Origin of the sequence: Streptomyces sp. NBC_00057 (assembly GCF_045041165.1) — a bacterium.
GTDB lineage: Bacteria > Actinomycetota > Actinomycetes > Streptomycetales > Streptomycetaceae > Streptomyces.
Genome location: NZ_CP108256.1, coordinates 3,529,329 through 3,547,089, shown reverse-complemented (window position 1 = coordinate 3,547,089; position 17,761 = coordinate 3,529,329). Strand labels below are relative to the sequence as shown.

17 protein-coding genes are annotated in these 17,761 nt (G+C 71.4%); 6 read left to right on the top strand and 11 right to left on the bottom strand.

Annotated elements, in window-relative coordinates; all coding sequences use genetic code 11:
• Window positions 1-2: 2 nt before the first annotated feature.
• Together OG953_RS16325 and OG953_RS16320 are read right to left on the bottom strand one after the other, a co-directional pair.
• Window positions 3-1,592: a M48 family metallopeptidase gene (locus OG953_RS16325; RefSeq protein WP_405685019.1), complete on the bottom strand. Its 1,590-nt coding sequence runs from the start codon at window positions 1,590-1,592 to the stop codon at window positions 3-5.
• Window positions 1,593-1,776: 184 nt separating this feature from the next.
• Complete coding sequence (locus tag OG953_RS16320) at window positions 1,777-2,880, bottom strand: hypothetical protein (protein WP_405685017.1); 1,104 nt, start codon at window positions 2,878-2,880, stop codon at window positions 1,777-1,779.
• 68 nt (window positions 2,881-2,948) lie between these two features.
• Here OG953_RS16320 and OG953_RS16315 point away from each other — a divergent pair, with 68 nt between their 5' ends.
• Window positions 2,949-4,094, top strand: a complete 1,146-nt coding sequence (locus tag OG953_RS16315; protein WP_405685016.1) for a cystathionine gamma-synthase — start codon at window positions 2,949-2,951, stop codon at window positions 4,092-4,094.
• A 73-nt stretch (window positions 4,095-4,167) separates the two neighbouring features.
• On the opposite strand, the gene OG953_RS16310 is transcribed toward OG953_RS16315, so the two are convergent.
• From OG953_RS16310 to OG953_RS16295, 4 genes are all read right to left on the bottom strand, one after another.
• Window positions 4,168-4,359, bottom strand: a complete 192-nt coding sequence (locus OG953_RS16310) for a DUF1059 domain-containing protein (protein WP_405685015.1) — start codon at window positions 4,357-4,359, stop codon at window positions 4,168-4,170.
• Between the two features lie 64 nt (window positions 4,360-4,423).
• The gene (locus tag OG953_RS16305; protein WP_405685014.1) at window positions 4,424-4,675 is read right to left on the bottom strand and encodes a hypothetical protein; all 252 of its coding nucleotides are present in this window, start codon (window positions 4,673-4,675) and stop codon (window positions 4,424-4,426) included.
• The gene (locus OG953_RS16300) at window positions 4,672-5,166 is read right to left on the bottom strand and encodes a sigma factor-like helix-turn-helix DNA-binding protein (protein WP_405685013.1); all 495 of its coding nucleotides are present in this window, start codon (window positions 5,164-5,166) and stop codon (window positions 4,672-4,674) included. The genes OG953_RS16305 and OG953_RS16300 overlap by 4 nt, the downstream gene beginning before the upstream one ends.
• Window positions 5,167-5,252: 86 nt before the next feature.
• A complete protein-coding gene (locus tag OG953_RS16295) occupies window positions 5,253-5,783 on the bottom strand; it encodes a MarR family winged helix-turn-helix transcriptional regulator (RefSeq protein WP_405685012.1) in 531 nt (176 codons plus the stop codon).
• A 156-nt stretch (window positions 5,784-5,939) separates the two neighbouring features.
• Here OG953_RS16295 and ilvA point away from each other — a divergent pair, with 156 nt between their 5' ends.
• Window positions 5,940-7,169, top strand: coding sequence for a threonine ammonia-lyase (ilvA, locus tag OG953_RS16290; protein WP_405685011.1), 1,230 nt, complete (start codon window positions 5,940-5,942; stop codon window positions 7,167-7,169).
• A 180-nt stretch (window positions 7,170-7,349) separates the two neighbouring features.
• Here ilvA and OG953_RS16285 read toward each other — a convergent pair whose 3' ends face one another.
• The 3 genes from OG953_RS16285 to OG953_RS16275 form a co-directional block, all read right to left on the bottom strand.
• Window positions 7,350-7,508 (bottom strand): ATP-binding protein, encoded by a 159-nt coding sequence (locus OG953_RS16285; RefSeq protein ID WP_405685010.1) that lies wholly within the window; start codon window positions 7,506-7,508, stop codon window positions 7,350-7,352.
• Window positions 7,509-7,557: 49 nt separating this feature from the next.
• Entirely contained in the window at window positions 7,558-8,055 is a 498-nt protein-coding gene (greA, locus tag OG953_RS16280) for a transcription elongation factor GreA (RefSeq protein WP_405685009.1), read from the bottom strand.
• Between the two features lie 183 nt (window positions 8,056-8,238).
• Window positions 8,239-8,655 carry a DUF4307 domain-containing protein gene (locus OG953_RS16275; RefSeq protein ID WP_405685008.1) on the bottom strand — a complete coding sequence of 139 codons (417 nt, stop codon included), beginning with the start codon at window positions 8,653-8,655 and terminating at the stop codon, window positions 8,239-8,241.
• A gap of 152 nt (window positions 8,656-8,807) precedes the next feature.
• Here OG953_RS16275 and mca point away from each other — a divergent pair, with 152 nt between their 5' ends.
• Both mca and OG953_RS16265 read left to right on the top strand, forming a co-directional pair.
• A complete protein-coding gene (gene mca / locus OG953_RS16270; protein WP_405685007.1) occupies window positions 8,808-9,689 on the top strand; it encodes a mycothiol conjugate amidase Mca in 882 nt (293 codons plus the stop codon).
• 1 nt (window position 9,690) lies between these two features.
• On the top strand, window positions 9,691-9,930 hold the full coding sequence (locus tag OG953_RS16265) for a hypothetical protein (protein ID WP_405685006.1): 240 nt from the start codon (window positions 9,691-9,693) through the stop codon (window positions 9,928-9,930).
• A gap of 109 nt (window positions 9,931-10,039) precedes the next feature.
• Here the strand turns inward: OG953_RS16265 and OG953_RS16260 are convergent, their stop codons facing one another.
• The gene (locus OG953_RS16260; RefSeq protein ID WP_405685005.1) at window positions 10,040-13,300 is read right to left on the bottom strand and encodes a tetratricopeptide repeat protein; all 3,261 of its coding nucleotides are present in this window, start codon (window positions 13,298-13,300) and stop codon (window positions 10,040-10,042) included.
• A 409-nt stretch (window positions 13,301-13,709) separates the two neighbouring features.
• Between OG953_RS16260 and OG953_RS16255 the strand changes: the two genes are divergently transcribed.
• Complete coding sequence (locus tag OG953_RS16255; protein ID WP_405685003.1) at window positions 13,710-15,749, top strand: thioredoxin domain-containing protein; 2,040 nt, start codon at window positions 13,710-13,712, stop codon at window positions 15,747-15,749.
• Window positions 15,750-15,825: 76 nt separating this feature from the next.
• Here the strand turns inward: OG953_RS16255 and OG953_RS16250 are convergent, their stop codons facing one another.
• Entirely contained in the window at window positions 15,826-17,019 is a 1,194-nt protein-coding gene (locus OG953_RS16250) for a helix-turn-helix domain-containing protein (RefSeq protein ID WP_405685002.1), read from the bottom strand.
• A gap of 124 nt (window positions 17,020-17,143) precedes the next feature.
• Between OG953_RS16250 and OG953_RS16245 the strand changes: the two genes are divergently transcribed.
• Complete coding sequence (locus OG953_RS16245; RefSeq protein ID WP_405685001.1) at window positions 17,144-17,752, top strand: toll/interleukin-1 receptor domain-containing protein; 609 nt, start codon at window positions 17,144-17,146, stop codon at window positions 17,750-17,752.
• Window positions 17,753-17,761 lie beyond the last annotated feature (9 nt).

Here is a 17,761-nt window from a genome sequence, read left to right as displayed (position 1 = left end):
GGTCACGGGGTGAGCAGTTTGCGCAGCGGCTCGGTGTCCGGGATGTCTGCCACGGCGGCGTCCAGTGCCGCGGGGAGCTCCTGCGCGTACCCGTGCGGCAGCTCCAGCGTGGCGGAGTCGGACCAGGACAGCTGCCAGCGGGCCCGTCCCTGCCGTACGCACTCGTTGCTGACCAGCTGCGACAGGCCGAGCCGCAGCCGGGGCCTGGCGAACTCGCGGGCCGCCCGGCCGGTCGCCGCGGCAGCCTCCTCGGACTTGGGCAGCCGGTCCGCGATCTGCCACAGCGCACCCGCGTCGATCGCGTCGAGCGTGGCGGGGAGCGATCCGTCGCCGCCGGTCGCCTCGGCGACCACCGCGCCGAACTCCTGCGCCGACTGTTCGGTGTACGACGCCATCGACTCGTGCACCAGCTCCGGCCAGTCGGCACGGCGCAGCCCCAGCGCCTCGGGTGTGAGGACTGCCTCTTCCACGGCGGCGAGCGCCCGCTCGGGATCGGCGAGCAGGGCCAGAGACGGTTCCACCGGCTCCGACGCACGTCCGTCGTCCGGCAGCGCCTCGATCCGGGCGACGCGCTCCGCGATCGGCGGATGCGAGTCGTACGGGGAGGACGGCTCGGTCGGCAGGGAGCCGCGCATCTCGTCCAGCTCGTCCCGGCGGGCGGCCAGCAGATGCCGTACGCCTCCCAGGACCTGGCCGGGCAGCGGCAGCATTCCGGCCTCGACGCCGAGCGTGGCGTACGCGTTCATGTAGAAGCCGTGGGCGGCGTCGAGGGCCGGGAGCTCGCGCAGGGCGGACGCGGTCGCGTCACGGCCTGCGATCCGGGCCGCGGCGACATCGGCCGCGAGTTCCTCGCGGCGGGCGCCGGAGAGGGTGGCGCGCATGTAGAACTTCGCGTACGCCGTGTAGATCGCCGCCATCGCGCGGTACGTGACACCCGCGCCTCCGGTGTCGATCTTCTTGGCCTTCTTGCCCTTGGCGAGGGCCTTCGCCGCCTTCTTCTTCTGGCGCGCCTGCTCCTTGGCGACGGTCCTGCCCGCCCGCTCCTGGAAGTGGGCGATGGTGCGCATCACCTGTATGCGGCCGCGCGCGGTGATCGCGGTGAGGCGGGTGTCGGAGTTGCCGTAGTGGCCCATCTCATGGGCGAGTACAGAACGCAGCTGGGCCTGGGACAGGCCGGTCATCAGGGGCAGGCCGAGATAGAGCCGGCGCTTTCCGCCGACCAGGCCGAGGAACCTGGCGTCCTCGCTGACCGCGGCGTTCACGTCGCCGGTGAGCACGATCTCGTCGGGCGCGCGGGTGCCGACCTGCTGCGCGATGTCACGGACGGTGGCCCAGAGCCGGGGTTCGTGGGTGTCGTCGACCGGCAGTCCGGCCAGGCCCTCGTCCTTCGGCGTGCGCAGCATGAACATGCCCCGCACGATCGGGACGGCCAGTACGACGCTGAGGACGAACAACTTCGTGGCGACGCCGCCCGCTGTCCACTCGAACGCCGCCCAGTCGAGGGCGCAGAGGGCGGCGAGCAGGACGACGCTCAGCAGATAGAAGCCGGCGAGCAGGACAAGGGCGCGCGCGGCACGCAAAGATGGGCCCATCGGGCGATTCCCCCCACGGGAATGAGAAATGTCGGTCTGAGGTGGAGCCGGGGTGGTGCGGGTTGTGGGGGGAACCGGAGTATGTCCTACCGCGGGCGGATGCGGCAACGTGGTTCGGCGACAGCCGGAGGCGGCGGTGGAATGCGGGCTGACCAGGGGGGGCGACCGGCCCCGCGTCACCGCGTCACCGCGGCAGCGTCGCCGGGCTGCCGCCGTTCGCCTCGTAGCCGGCGACCGCCAGTGCCCGGTGGACCGTGTACTCGGCGGCCGGGTCGGGGCTCTGGGTCCACGGCAGCGCGCCCACATGGCCGTCGATGTGGACGAGCTGGTTCATCGCCTCCGACCAGCGCTCCATCCGGACCAGGAACAGCACCAGCAGATGGCGGACGTGCGCGAGCATCGGGTCGTCGGCGCGGGCCGCGTGCACCGCGAACAGGGCGCCCTCGACCGCCTTGGTCACCACCGCGCTCCGGTAGAAGCCCTGTACGAGATTGACCTCGGGCAGATGCTCGTACACCGCGAAGAGCGGCAGTGCGGCCAGCAGTGAGCCCTGCGGGGCGCGGGCCGCGGCCGTGGTGGCGAAGCGGTCGGCCTCCTCGCGGGAGCCGTGCCACTTCTCGCACCAGTAGTGCAGCGCGGCGATGTGCGCGCCCATGTGCGCCGGGGCCCGGTCGATCACCTTCGCCCAGAGCCGGTCGAACTCCTCGTGCGAATACCCGAGTCCACGGGAGACCGCCAGCTCGACGAGGTACGGAACGGGGTCGCCCGGCGCCAGCAGCGCCGCCTCGCCACAGACCGTACGGGCCTCCTCCAGGATGATCCGGAAGTCGTCCGTCCCCGCGGTCGACGAACGCCACGCCTGCTGCACCAGGAACTCGGCGTGCACCGCCGCACCGCCCGCGTCCTTCGGCGACTCGGCCCGCCACATGCGCAGCCACGAACCACCGACACCGGGCTGCTGCGCCAGCTCCAGCGAGGCGGCGCCGGCGAACGCCTGCACCCGCTGCCACCGCACCTCGCCCTCCTTGGGCGTACCGGCCAGCAACTGCGAAGCCGCCCGCCAGTCCTGGGAACGCTGCACGACATCGAGCACATCGAGAAGATCCTGGTCCGGGCCCGGCAGCCGGATGTCCAGCTCCTCCTGGCGTACGAAGCCGTAGGTGTCCGGATCGGCGGCGTCCGGCGAACCGGGCGCGACCTGCCGGATACCACCGCGGCGGCGCAGCACGAAGGGGCCGATGACCGCGGCGAGCATGCACAGTGCGAGCAGGAACCAGAGAATCTCCATGCCCCCATTGTCACCGGACGGCCCGGTAGCCCGGTGGGCGCCCTCGCGACGAACTACGCTCGGGCCCCATGAGCGACCAGCACAGCTTCGAGACTCTCGCGATCCACGCGGGAAACACCGCCGATCCCCTCACCGGCGCCGTTGTCCCGCCCATTTATCAGGTGTCCACGTACAAGCAGGACGGCGTGGGCGGACTGCGCGGCGGCTACGAGTACAGCCGCAGCGCCAACCCGACCCGTACCGCACTGGAGGACAACCTCGCGGCCCTGGAGGGCGGCCGCCGCGGGCTCGCCTTCGCCTCCGGCCTCGCCGCCGAGGACTGCCTGCTCCGTACGCTGCTCACCCCCGGCGACCATGTGGTCATCCCGAACGACGCCTACGGCGGCACGTTCCGGCTGTTCGCGAAGGTCGTCTCGCGGTGGGGTGTCGACTTCTCGGTCGCCGACACCTCGGACGTGGCGGCGGTACGGGCGGCGATCACCCCGCGCACCAAGGCGATCTGGGTGGAGACCCCGTCCAACCCGCTGCTCGGCATCACCGACATCGCCGCGATCGCCGGTGTGGCCCGCGCGGCGGGTGCACGACTGGTCGTCGACAACACCTTCGCCAGCCCGTACCTCCAGCAGCCCCTCGCCCTGGGCGCCGACGTCGTGGTCCACTCCACCACGAAGTACATGGGCGGCCACTCGGACGTCGTCGGCGGTGCGCTGATCGTCAACGACCCTGAACTGGCCGAGGAGTTGGCGTACCACCAGAACGCGATGGGCGCGGTCGCCGGACCGTTCGACGCCTGGCTGGTGCTGCGCGGCATCAAGACCCTCGCGGTCCGCATGGACCGGCACAGCGAGAACGCCACGAAGATCGCCGATCTGCTGACCCGGCACCCCAAGGTCACCCAGGTCCTGTACCCGGGGCTGCCCGAGCACCCGGGCCACGAGGTCGCCGCCAAGCAGATGAAGGCCTTCGGCGGCATGGTGTCCTTCCGCGTCGTGGGCGGTGAGGACGCGGCGGTCCACGTCTGCAACCGGGCGAAGCTGTTCACCCTCGGTGAGTCACTGGGCGGCGTCGAGTCCCTCGTGGAGCACCCGGGCCGCATGACGCACGCCTCGGCGGCGGGCTCCCCGCTGGAGGTGCCGGCCGACCTCGTCCGGCTCTCCGTCGGCATCGAGTCCGCCGACGACCTGATCGCCGATCTGACGCAGGCGCTCGGCTAGAGGTTCTCGGCCGATCGGGGCCGGGCAGAGGCGGGCGGGCTCGATCGTTCGGGCCCGGCCGCCCTCGGCACCCTCAGACGCCGACCTTCTCGTCGTCCAGCGACGCCCGGATCTGTTCGCGCAGTTCCGGGCTGTCGGTGTGCTCATGGACGGAGACCGCGTGCTCCGCCGCGGCCCTCACGACTTCCTCTTCCTCGCCGGAGATGGTGAGCGAGCAGTTCGTGACGCTCGGATACTTGCGGCAGTCGGCGACCTTCCTGGTCATCGCAGCCTCCTCGGCCGGTTCCCCGTGACGCCACGTTCCAGGATAGTTCGCCCCGGGTCGGCCCTCACCAGCCGTCCAGCGGCGGCGTCGTCTCGGTGGGAGGCAGTTGCCACGGCTGTGCCTTCAGCGCCCACACCGTGAAGGCGATCACCGCGGCGAACGCCACCAGCAGCACCAGCCTGCGGGCGAAACGGCGCCGGCGCAGCAGCCGGCCGCCGCGCGCCGCCGCCCGCTGTGCCAGATCGGCGGGCACCTGCGGATGCGGACCGTCCAGCATGCGCCGGACCTCGTCCTCGCGGCTGCTGCTGCGGCTCATGACGCGATTTCCAGCGGCCGCTCCAACCCCCACCGTGCCGTGGGTCGGCGGGTGCCGCGCATCGTGGCCATCGAACGGTTGCAGATCGCCCGGATCCGCTCCACCGGAAGCCCGAGCAGCGCCGCAGTCTGCTCCTCCGCGACGCCCTCGTACAGCCGCAGCACGAGAACGAGACGCTCCTGCGGCGTCAGCCGGTCCAGCAGCCCGCCGCGCGGCCGGTGGTGCCGCCAGACCTCGTGGGCGAACCGGATGGCCAGCTCCCGCCGGGTGCGGTCGTACGGGTCCTCGCCGCGCAGCCGCCCCCACTGCGCGTACGTGCGTGCCAGCGCGGCCGTGAGCATCCGCTGGGCCCGGGGGTTCGCTCCGGGCGGCTGCATGGGCTCGGCGGTCAGCAGCGTGGCCGTGTGCAGCAGTCGACCGGCCGCGCCCGCCACGAAGGTCTGGAACTCCTGGGCGCGGCGCCGCTCCCGGCCCGCCTGGCGCTCTCGCACAGTCCTCATCCGAGCCGCTGCGGGGCTCCCGGTCAAGAGGCGTGCGCCCGGCAGCCTGCGCAGCGCCGTCAGGCGTGCCGCTCCCGCTAGCCGGCCGGGGGCGCCTGAGGCGAGGTCTGGCGGGCGGCCAGTGCCAGATTGAACCGGGTGAGCAGCGTGCAGAACGTGTCGCGCTCCTCGGCCGTCCAGTCGCCCGTCACCTGTGTCATGAGCTCGCGCCGGGATTCGCGGACCTCGTCCAGCCGTGCCTGGCCGCGCGGCGACAGCTGGAGCACGACGGCACGGCCGTCCTCCGGGTGCGAGGTGCGCTTGACCAGACCGGTGTCGACGAGGGGTGCGACCTGCCGGGTCACGGTCGAGGAGTCGATCCCCATGCCTGCGGCCAGTGCCTTGACGCCCATCGGGCCTTCCCGGTCCAGCCGGTTGAGCAGCAGATAGGCGGCCCGGTCCATGGAATTGCGCACCTGGCCGATACCGCCGAGGCGGGTCTGCTCGGCACGGCGGGCGAATACCGCGACCTGGTGCTGCAGCGCATCGAGGACGTGGTCGGAACCCGTGGGTTCGGGGGTGGCGCCCCCGGAAGGAGACGCAGCTGTCGTCATGTCCTGAGGGGGCATGGCCGGGGGCTCTCTTCGTGCGGTGTCGGATGGGTGGGGGACAGAGTACGCGGCCACGGGGCAACGCGTACCAGTGCTGCACAAACCTGCGGACAACGGCTCAGGACGGGACCGCACAAGGCGTCCGGCACCCATCCGAGCTGCAAGACTTACGGTATGAACTTCCGCGCGCCCGGCCATTTTCCCCCACTGATCCTCGACGACATCCGCGGGGCGCAGAAGATGCTTTCCGGCGTGGCCAGAGTGACCGCCATGGAAGGCAGCCGCCATCTGACCGAGCTCGTGGGCGCGCCGGTCCACTTCAAGTGCGAGAACCTGCAACGGACCGGTTCGTTCAAACTGCGGGGCGCCTATGTACGGATTGCGGGCCTGTCCCCGGTGGAGCGGGCGGCCGGAGTCGTAGCCGCGAGCGCCGGAAACCATGCGCAGGGTGTCGCACTCGCCTCTGCTCTGCTCGGCGTACGGTCGACGGTCTTCATGCCGGTCGGGGCGCCGCTGCCGAAGGTGGCCGCCACCCGCCAGTACGGGGCACAGGTCCGGCTGCACGGCCATGTCGTCGACGAGACGCTGGCCGCCGCCCAGGAGTACGCGCAGGAGACGGGCGCGGTCTTCATCCATCCCTTCGACCACCCCGACATCATCGCCGGACAGGGCACGGTGGGCCTGGAGATCCTCGAACAGTGCCCCGAGGTGCGCACCATCGTCGTCGGGATCGGCGGCGGCGGTCTCGCCGCGGGCATCGCGGTGGCGGTCAAGGCGGTCCGGCCCGATGTGCGGATCGTCGGCGTGCAGGCGGCGGGCGCGGCCTGTTATCCGCCGTCGCTGGCAGCGGGGCACCCGGTGTCGATCGGCACGCTGAACACGATGGCGGACGGCATCAAGGTGGGGCGCCCCGGCGATGTGCCGTTCGAGCTGGTCAGGGAGCTGGTCGACGAGGTCCGTACGGTCTCCGAGGACGAGTTGGCCAGTGCGCTGCTGCTCTGTCTGGAGCGGGCGAAGCTGGTGGTGGAACCGGCCGGTGCGAGCCCGGTCGCGGCGCTGCTGAGCGATCCGAAGTCGTTCCGCGGGCCGGTGGTCGCGCTGCTGTCGGGCGGCAATGTGGACCCGCTGCTGATGCAGCGCATCCTGACCCACGGCATGGTGGCGGCCGGCCGCTATCTGAGCCTGCGGCTGCGGCTGACCGACCGTCCCGGCGCGCTGGCCACGCTGCTGGCCGTGCTCTCGGTGGTCGACGCCAACGTCCTCGACATCGGCCATGTGCGGACCGATCCCCGGCTCGGGCTCACCGAGGTCGAGGTGGAGCTGCAACTGGAGACGAAGGGGCCGGAGCACTGCGAGGAGGTCTCGGCGGCGCTGCACGACGCGGGCTATCTGGTGATGAGCTGAGCCTCGCGTGTCGCGGTGTATCGCGTTCTGTGGTCCCTGTCGGGCCGGCGAGCTGCGCCGCCAACCATGCACGAGCTCGTCGGACGGCGAGGCGCCGGCGGTTTCTCATCGGTGAGAAGTCCGCACGGCGGGCAGTGCGGGTGCTGCGGTCATCCGTCCGGGTCGTCCCGGCGAACAGCATCAGGTCTCGATGCGCAGCAGTGGCGACAGCACTCTGAAACGGCACCCTTTGCCAGGTTCTGACCGCAGTTCCATCCGGCCGCCGTGCGCGGTGACGAGTGCGTGAACGATGGCGAGGCCGAGAAGCCCGGGGCTTCGCCGTCGGACGCCACGCCGCACATGCGGGGAGCCTTTGGCCCGCCGGGCCGAAGGCTCCCCGCATGTGGGATCAGCCCGTGTAGGGCTTCGCCGTGAGAATCCTCACGGTGGCCGTCTTGCCGTTCGGCAGCTCGTACTCGGCGTCCTCGCCCATCTTCTTGCCGTTCACGCCGGTGCCGAGCGGCGACTGCGGGGAGTACGTCTCGATGTTCGAGCTCGCGTACTCGCGCGAGGCGAGCAGGAAGGTCATCGTGTCGTCCGGGTCGCCGTCGAAGGCGATCGTCACAACCATGCCGGGCTCGACCACGCCGTCGTCGGCAGGCGCCTCGCCGACCTTCGCGTGCTCCAGGAGCTGGGTGAGCTGGCGCACCCGCAACTCCATCTTGCCCTGCTCCTCCTTGGCCGCGTGGTACCCGCCATTTTCCCGGAGGTCACCCTCCTCACGGGCCGCCGCGATCTTTACGGAGATTTCCGTGCGCGCGGGACCAGACAGGTACTCCAGCTCGGCCTTGAGCTGGTTGTACGCCTCCTGCGTGAGCCAGGTGACGTTTTCGCTGGTCTGGGTCACAGGGTGCTCCTCGTCGGTACTGGGAATACAAAGCATCGCCCTACCCGTAAGCATGTGCCTCCACGGGTGGGCGAAACCACGAGCCTAACAATTCCCCAGGAAAAGGGGGAGCAGGTAAACCGTCAGGACTGCGTATGTGCAGGTCAGCGGCTGCAACAGCGGTTCAGTGTCGGCGTGCGGCGGTCAATGTGCCGCCCCGCCGTCGTCGGTACAGCCCAGCAGCTCGACGCTGGTCGCCCTGGCTGTCGTACGCAACGACAGGACGCGGTCGATACGGTCCGTGCGGTCGTCGAAGCGGAAGTCCTTGCGGGCCACGTCGCTGCCGTCCTCGTGCTGCGAGCGGAGCGTGCAGTAACCCTTGGTGTCGGTGCCCTTGCGCACCTCCAGGTGCACATCGACCCGCTCGTCCGAGACGACCTTGAACGTGATCACCTCGGCACTGATGCCCTGGCCGGCGATGTAGTCGTATCCGATCCAGCCAATCACGCCGAGAAGGGCGACGCCCAGCACCGAACCGATGATCTTGAGCTTGCGGTCCGCGCGCTGGTCCGCGGAGCGGCCGTAGCGGTTCTCCGGAAGCGCTTCGCGCACCGCAGTCATGATCGTTCCTCCTGTACCGGGGATCGAGGAATTTTCCACCCCCCGGTTCGGTCACTATAGAAGCCTCCCACCCGCCACCCGACCGCCACCCCGAACAGGCGTCCCTTCGGGACGACACCTCTCGATGGCGTCCAATCAACGAGGATCGAGTCTTGACTGAGCAGCTGCGACTGATGGCCGTTCACGCCCACCCCGACGACGAGTCGAGCAAGGGCGCGGCCACCATGGCCAAGTATGTGTCCGAGGGGGTGGACGTGCTGGTCGTGACCTGCACGGGAGGCGAGCGCGGCTCCATCCTCAACCCGAAGCTCCAGGGCGACGCGTACATCGAGGAGAACATCCACGAGGTGCGCAAGAAGGAGATGGACGAGGCCCGGGAGATCCTGGGCGTCAAGCAGGAGTGGCTCGGCTTCGTCGACTCGGGTCTGCCCGAGGGCGACCCGCTGCCGCCGCTGCCCGAGGGCTGCTTCGCGCTGGAGGACGAGGAGAAGGCCGCGGCGCGTCTCGTCCGCAGCATCCGTGCGTTCCGGCCGCAGGTCATCACGACGTACGACGAGAACGGCGGGTACCCGCACCCCGACCACATCATGACCCACAAGATCACGATGATCGCGTTCGACGGCGCGTCGGACACCGAGACGTTCCCCGAGTCGGAGTTCGGACCGGCCTGGCAGCCGCGGAAGCTCTACTACAACCAGGGCTTCAACCGGCCGCGCACGGTGGCGCTCCACGAGGCGCTGCTGGCCCGCGGCCTGGAGTCCCCGTACGGCGAGTGGCTGAAGCGCTGGAAGGAGTTCGAGCGCGACGAACGCACGCTGACCACGCATGTTCCGTGCGCGGACTTCTTCGAGATCCGCGACAAGGCGCTGATCGCGCACGCGACGCAGATCGACCCCGACGGCGGCTGGTTCCGCGTTCCGATGGAGATCCAGAAGGAGGTCTGGCCGACCGAGGAGTACGAGCTGGCGAAGTCTCTCGTCGATACCTCCCTCCCCGAGAGCGACCTCTTCGCGGGCATCCGCGACAATGCCTGATATGTACGCGACCCAGGCACTGACCCATCTCGTCCCTCTCGCCAAGGAGGTCGACGACAACAAGGTGACCCCCGGCCTTCTCGGCTTCCTCGTCTTCGCGGCGCTCGCCGGAGGCGTGTGGCTGCTGATGAAGTCCATGAACCGCCACATGGGCAAGGTCGACTTCGAGGAGGCCCCGGACCCGGAGGCGGCGCCCGACGGCGCCGTTGCCGCGGGTGCGGGGTCCGCGAAGCGGAAGTAGGCGCGGGGCGGTACCGGGGCGTCCGGGAGCCGCCCCGTTCGCCTGGCGCCGGACGGGGCGGTTGTGCCCGGCCGGGGTCGAAGACGTCCTCAGTCGCCGGACGGGCCGGTCATGGCCGGACAGGTACGCCCATGACCTCCCGTGCGTGGCGTGTGGGCGTCATGCCCAGGCGCCACGCCTGCCAGCCGTCCTCCAGGTCCACGCCGCGGTTCAGCACCACGGTGAACGCCTCCGCGCAGTCCTCCAGCTTGCTGTCGCGCGTCGGGTGGCCGGCCAGGAGCAGATCGGCCAGTTCCTGCTGGGCCACCACCGTGCCCACCTCGCTGCCGCCCGGTGACGCGTACGGCAGCAGCGTGCAGCGCAGGAAGCGGGCCCAGTCCTCGCCCCGTGTGTCGCCGTAGGACTCGAACAGCTCCGCCGCCTCGCCGCACAGCTCCAGCGCCTGCGGGGCGCGGTTGTTGCCCGCGTCGATCAGGGCCAGCTCCAGGCACGTCCAGGCCTCGCCGTGGGCGACCCCGATGCGCCGGAAGTCGGCCCGGGCGTCGACCAGGAGCTGGCGGGCGAAGCCGGAGTTGCGGAGGTTCCCGGTCTGCGCGGCCCGCTGGTCGCGGGTGACCCGGCCCGAGTGGTGCCGGGCGCACGCCAGCCCGTACGTGTCCCGCATCCGGGAGAACATCGTGCGGGCCCGCTCCAGCTGCCGCACCGCCTGGTCGGTGTCGCCGTTCTCCTCCAGCGCCTGGCCCAGGTAGTACAGCGTCCACGCCTCGCCGCGCGCGTCCTCGTTGTCGCGGTGGCGGGCCAGGGCCCGGTCCAGCTGCTCGACGGCCGGGGCCGGGTCGCCGTCCAGCAGCCGCGCGCGGGCCAGCTGGGTCAGCGCCCACGCCTCGCCGCGCTCGTCGCGGGTACGGCCGTACAGGTCCAGGGCCGTACGCAGCGCCTCCTCCGCCCGCTCCACCTCGCCCATCCGCAGCAGGGTCTGGCCCAGCTGGAACTGCGTCCACGCCTCGCCGTGCAGCGACTCGCCCTCCCGGTGCAGGGCCAGCGCGGTGTCCAGGAGATTCAGCGCCTCCGCGACATGGGCCCGGTCGCGTTCGACGGCGGCCAGGGCGTGCAGCGACCAGGCCCGGTCCTCGGCCTGCTCCTCGGAGGACTGCAGCTCGATCGCCTCGCGCAGCCGCGCCGACGCCTCGGTCAGATTGCCCTGGTGGTGCAGGGTGATGCCGAGCGAGCAGAGCGCCAGCGCCGTACCCGCCTCGTTCTGCGCCTCGCGGTACAGCCCGACGACCGACGACAGCGTGGTGCGCGCCTTGTCCAGCTCGCCGAGCTGACGGGCCGCGATGCCGGTACGCCACTGCACGGACCGCTCCAGCAGCCCCTTGTCCACCGCCTGCGTCAACTCGCTGATCTCGCCCAGCCGGTAGAGGTCGCCGCGCAGCAGGCAGTAGTCGCACAGCGCGCCCAGGAGATCCAGTACGGCCCCCTGGTCGACGCCCTCGGCGTGCCGCAGCGCCGAGGTGATGAAACTCGACTCGTCGTCCAGCCAGCGCAGCGCCGAGTCCAGCGAACCGAACCCGTGCGAGCCGAACTGCCCGGCCCGGGTGGACATCTTGCCGTCCACCATGCGGATCACGGCACCGGCCAGCTCCGCGTAGTTCTGGATCAGCCGCTCCTGGGCCGCGGTACGGTCCGCCACCTCCTCCTCGTCCCGCAGCCGGGCCAGGGCGAAGCCCCGTACGAGGTCGTGCAGCCGGTAGCGCGAGCCCCGCACATGGTCCAGGAGCCCGGCCCCGGCCAGCGCCGTCAGCAGCCGCTCGGCCTCCTGCTCGTCGGCCGAGAGCAGCGCGGCCGCCGCCGCGGCGCCCAGGCTGGCCCGCCCGGCAAGCGCGAGCCGCCGCAGCAGCCGCCGCGCCTGCTCGGACTGGTCGGTGTAGCGCAGCCACAGCGCCCGCTCGACCGGTGCGACCGGGCCGTACGCGGCGAGATCGGTGGCGAGCGCGCTCCGGGTCCGTGGACCGAGCGAGGAGCCCGCTGTGCGCAGTGCCAGCGGCAGCCCGCCGCACAGCTCGACGACCGTGTCCGTCGACTGGGAGTCGTACGGCCCCTGCTCCTGCGCCTCGGCGGCCTCGCGCAGCAGCTCCTCCGCGCCCGCCGCGTCCAGGGCGCCGACCGGCAGCTGATGGACCCGGGCCGGGATGTCGGCGGGCAGCTCCAGGGGCTCGCGGGCGGTGACGAGGACGAGGCTGTCGGAACGCTCGGGGACCAGCGTGCGGACCTGGGCCGCGTCGCCGGCGTCGTCGAGGACGATCGTCACCGGGGTGCCGGTCAGATGCTGGTGGTACACCTCGCTCAGCCGCCGCACCTGCTGCTCGGCCAAGGCCCTTCCCCGAGGTCCCGACTCCGCTCGAGAGGGGGAGACCCCCTCTCGGAACAGCAGCTGCTCGCGGGGCGCGCCCAGCCGGTTCAGCAGATGCAGCAGCGCGTCACGCGTCGGCAGCGGCGCCTGGCCGGCCACGTCGCCGCGCAGGTCCACCACGCAGGCGCCCCGGAACTGGTCCTTCAGGCTGTGTGCCGCCCGTACCGCGAGCGTGGTGCGCCCGGCGCCGGGCGCACCGTGCAGGACGACGACGGTCGGCTTGGTCTCCGTCGACGCGCGGGCCTCCCGCACCCACTGCGCGATCTGCGCCAGCTCGGCCCGCCGCCCGGCGAACGGCCCCTCGGGTGCGGGCAGATGGCCGAACGACTGCTCAAGGATCGCGCGCATGCGGGCCGCTGCGCTGCGGTCCCCGCCGCGCAGCGACGGGGTGGTCCGCGACTGCGCGGGGACCTTCTTCGCCGGTGTGCGCGATGAGGGGTTAAGCATCCGCTGCTGGTCGAGGAACGGACGGATGCCCCGTACCTCCAGCGCCGCCAGCCACTGCAGCCGCAGCTGTTCGGCGCCGCCGGGCTGCCCGAGCGCACCCGCGCGCCGGTGGGCGGCGGGCCAGTGCGATGCGGTGATCCTGGCGACGGTCGCCGTGGCCCCCGCGACCGCGACGACGGCGCCCGCACCGAGGGCCGGCCCCGCCGCCGTGCCGAACGCGACATCGGCCCCGAATGCGGCGACCGCGGCAACTCCGGTGACCAGCAGTGGAGTTCCCATGGCCGATCGGCTGAACCGCTGCGACAGCGGCTGTGCTCCGGCCTCCGCCGCGTCCAGCGCCTGGAGATACGCGGCGTACTCGTCGGCCGCCCCGGCCGCCAGGGAATCGAGTGCGGCCCGCCCGCGTGCCGTCAGCGCACCGGCGTCCGCACGGCCACCCGACCGCCGTACCTCTTCCTCGACGGCGCGTACCAACAGCCGTTCGGCTTCCGCCCGATGGCTGTCCCGCATGTGCGTCCCCCTCCGGATACGACGATTGCAACTGCCCCTGCTGTCATCGCCGCCCAGTGTGCTGGGTACGGCGCGTCAGCGCGAGAGAGCGATGCGATCAACCGGGCCTGAGAGAGGATGTGGGTATGCCGAATCGCCTGGACCGTGAGACTTCCCCGTACCTCCTCCAGCATGCCGACAATCCGGTCGAGGTCTGCCGGAGCGCCCAGGCCGGATTCGGCCCAGACCGTCGCGCCCAGCTCTTCGGACAGGCGCCCGTCATGTCCCGGTCCCGAACCGTGGCGAGGCAGGGACACACAGTCGCCGTACTGGCCGCGCGAGCACTGAGCCGGCACTCCTCCCGCCCCGTTTGTGTGCTGCCCCTGTGGCGCATGGGCGGGGCGGGGGGAGGGTGCGCAAGGATGGGACCATGCCCAATCGACTCGCGCAGGCCACGTCCCCGTACCTCCTCCAGCACGCGGACAACCCCGTTGACTGGTGGCCGTGGGAGACCGACGCGTTCGAAGAAGCCCGGCGGCGCGACGTCCCCGTGTTCTTGAGCGTCGGCTACAGCGCCTGCCACTGGTGTCACGTCATGGCGCACGAGTCCTTCGAGGACGACGACGCCGCTGCGTACATGAACGAGCACTTCGTGTCCGTCAAAGTGGACCGTGAGGAGCGGCCCGACGTGGACGCCGTCTACATGGAGGCCGTGCAAGCCGCCACTGGGCAGGGCGGCTGGCCCATGTCCGTGTTCATGACGCCGGATGGCGAGCCCTTCTACTTCGGCACCTACTTCCCGCCCGAGGCTCGCCATGGCATGCCGTCCTTCCGTCAGGTGCTTGAAGGCGTGCACAACGCCTGGACGAGCCGACGGGACGAGGTGGGAGAAGTCGCGGGGAAGATCACTCGGGACCTTGTCGGGCGGGAGCTGAGCACTGGGGATGCCGGGATGCCCACCGAGGAGACTCAGGCCCTGGCCCTCCTCCAACTGACTCGGGACATCGATCCCGCGAGCGGCTGGTTCAAGGGAGACACCAAATTCCCGCCGTCGATGGTGATCGAGTTCCTGTTGCGCCACCACGCGCGGGCCGGTTCCGTGGCGGCGCTGGAGATGGCAGAAGGGCTGTGCGGCGCGATGGCTCCTTCGAGCCTGTACGACCAGGTGGGAGGCGGATTCCACCGGTACGTACTCACGCCGAGGGCTGGTGGGCCTTTGACACCGCACTTCGAGAAGATGCTCTACGACAACGCGCTGCTCTGCCGGGTGTACGCACACCTGTGGCGGTCGACGGGCTCGGAACTGGCCCGCCGGGTCGCTCTGGAGACCGCCGACTTCATGGTGCGCGAGCTGCGTACGCCGGAGGGCGGTTTCGCCTCCGCGCTCGACGCCGACAGCGAGGACGGGGCCGGCCGGCATGTCGAGGGCGCGTACTACGTATGGACGCCCGAGCAGCTGAGGGAGGTCCTCGGCGATCAGGACGCGGCTTTCGCCGCCGAGCACTTCGGGGTGACGCAGGAGGGCACGTTCGAGGAGGGCGCCTCGGTCCTCCGGCTCGCGCGGACGGGCACCGTGGTGGACGCGGACCGGGCTGCCGACGTACGGGCCAAGCTGCTGGCCGCCCGTGAGCTGCGCCCGCGTCCCGGGCGGGACGACAAGGTGGTCGCCGCCTGGAACGGCCTGGCGATCGCCGCGCTCGCCGAAACGGGGGCGTACTTCGACCGGCCCGATCTGATCGAGCGCGCCACCGAGGCGGCGGATCTGCTGGTACGGGTGCACATGGGCGACGTGGCCCGGCTGACCCGTACGTCGAAGGACGGGCGGACCGGCGGGCACGCAGGGGTCCTGGAGGACTACGGCGATGTCGCGGAGGGTTTCCTCGCCCTGGCCGCGGTCACCGGCGAGGGTGCCTGGCTGGAGTTTGCCGGCTTCCTCCTCGACATCGTGCTCCAGCACTTCACCGGCGAGGGCGGGCAGCTGTACGACACGGCGGACGACGCCGAGAAGCTCATCCGCCGCCCGCAGGACCCCACCGACAGCGCGACCCCGGCGGGCTGGACGGCGGCGGCCGGTGCGCTGCTCTCGTACGCCGCATACACCGGCTCGGAGGCCCATCGCACCGCAGCGGAGGGGGCGTTGGGCGTGGTGAAGGCGCTCGGCCCGCGGGTTCCCCGGTTCATCGGCTGGGGGCTCGCCGTCGCCGAGGCGCTGCTCGACGGGCCGCGCGAGGTCGCGGTCGCCGGGCCGGTCGGCGGCGAACTGCACCGTACGGCGCTGCTGGGGCGGGCGCCCGGTGCGGTGGTGGCGGCGGGGGAGACGGCCGGGACGGAGTTCCCGCTGCTGGCGGACCGGCCGATGGTGGGCGGGGCGCCGACGGCGTATGTGTGCAGGCACTTCGTCTGCGATGCGCCGACGACGGACCGGGAGGAGCTGGCGCGGAGCCTCGGGCCAAGCCCGTCCGACGACTGAGTGCGGAGCCATCCGGGGGCTGAGGGCGAAGCCCCGTCTAGCTAGATCTGTCCGTACTGCCAGCCGATCGCGACTGTCAGCCGGTCGCGAGGGCGGCCGATGCGTCGATGAGGGCGAGTTGGCCCGGGCTGGCTCTCCGGGTCCGGGCCTGTTCCACGAAACGGCCCAGCTCCGCGCGGACGGTGGCGGAGTCGATGCGCTTGATCACTGGCAGCGTGGCCTCGACGATCTGACAGGCGTCGTCGAGGCGGCCGAAACCGGCCAGGGCTGTCGCCTGCCGAACCGCCAAGCGGGCCTGGGAGTTGCTGTCCGCCGGGACGGCCGGCCGGCGCCGGCGTTCGGCGGCGAAAAGGTCGGCGGCCAGCTCGAAGCGACGGAGGCTGAGCATGCAGGACGCCTCGATGAGCCGAGGGTTGCCGTTCTCGGTGCGCGGGCCCCAGTGAGGGGTCCGGTCGCCGATGACCTCGGCGGCGTGGCTTCTGAACCGCTCCAGTGCCTCCCGGCAGGCCCCCGCATCGCCACGGCGCGCATGCCCCTGGGCCGCGCGGCGCGCGGCGTGCGCGCGGATCACCGGGTTGGCCGCCGGGTGCCCGGCGGCCTGGTCGGCGAATCCGATCGCCGCATGGGTGTCACCGCGGTGCTGGGCGATGAACGCCTTGCGGACCAGGGCATAAGCGGCCACCGTTTCGTCCCCGCCGTGTGCGCCCCAGCGGACAGCGAGATTCGTCCAGCGCAACGCCTCCGCGGGATTTCCCGCCTCTTGTGCCATCCACCCCGTGTATTCGGCGAACCTCGAGGCCAGCAGCCAGATCTCGGCACGCTGCTCGCCAACGGCTTGCGGGCCGGCGTCCGTCAGGATCCGCGTGATCGACTTCATCGAAGCGGTGACGAACCTCGGTCCGGTGGATCTGCCGATGTCCTTCAGCTCCCACAGGACCCGCTCGTATCCGGCGACCACGGGGCCGGCCTCGACGATGCTCTCGGCCCGGGCGCCGCGGCGGCCGGCCCCGGCCAGCTCGACGAGTTCCCCGCCGGTGCCGAAGGCCGCGTCGCATGCCGCCGCCACAGCGGGCGTCGGGTTGCGCAGCCCGCTCTCCAGATTGCAGATCTGCCCTTCGGACACGTTCGCACGCCGGGCGAACTCGCGCACGCTCCACCCCCGACGTGCCCGGAGTGTGGCCAGGACGACGCCGAAGTCGCCCGGCGGCAGACGCGTGCTGGTCGATCTCCCTGCCGGGACCGTCCCTGCCGCGCTGTCCGCCGGATCCATACCCGCCAGCGTACGGAGCCTTGCGGCCGCTATTCAATCCCCGGCGAATAGCCACCGGGCGAGTACTGCGCCCCTAGGGTGAGCACGATCCCTGACGTCAAGGCTTGCCAGAGAGGGGGCAATTGTGCCGCGCATCTTTCTCAGCTTTCGCAAACCGGACTCCCGGTGGATGCGAAATCGCGTCTACCGCGCGCTGTCCGACCGCTTGGGTGCCGACGAGATCTTCAAGTCGGGCCGGTCGATACCGCCCGGGGCCGATTTCGCCGAGATCCTGCGGAGGCAGGCCGCCGAGTGCGAGCTCATGTGCGTACTGATCGGGCCAGGGTGGCTCGACGCGCGGAGCGAGGACGGGGTGCGGCTCCTGGACCGGGCTCACGACTGGGTCCGCCTGGAGATCGCGACAGCGCTGCGGGCGGGAAACCGCGTCGTCCCGGTCCTTCTGGGGGACGCGACGATGCTGCCCGACGCCTCGGCGCTGCCGACCGAGATCGCGGAGCTGGCGCGCCTGCAGTTCCTCCGCGTTCCGGAGACCCATCTGCCGGACGGGCTGGAGCACTTGGGCGACGCGGTGACCGCTCTCCTGTCCGATACCGATACCGACCCCGCTGTCGAACCCGGGCACGGCACGGAGCCGGCCGCCGATCCGGAGCCATCAATCACCATGACGGCCCATGTGTCCGGCGGCGGCAGCGCCTACCAGGCGGCCCGTGATCAGACGATCAGGCTGGCGTGAGGGGCTGAC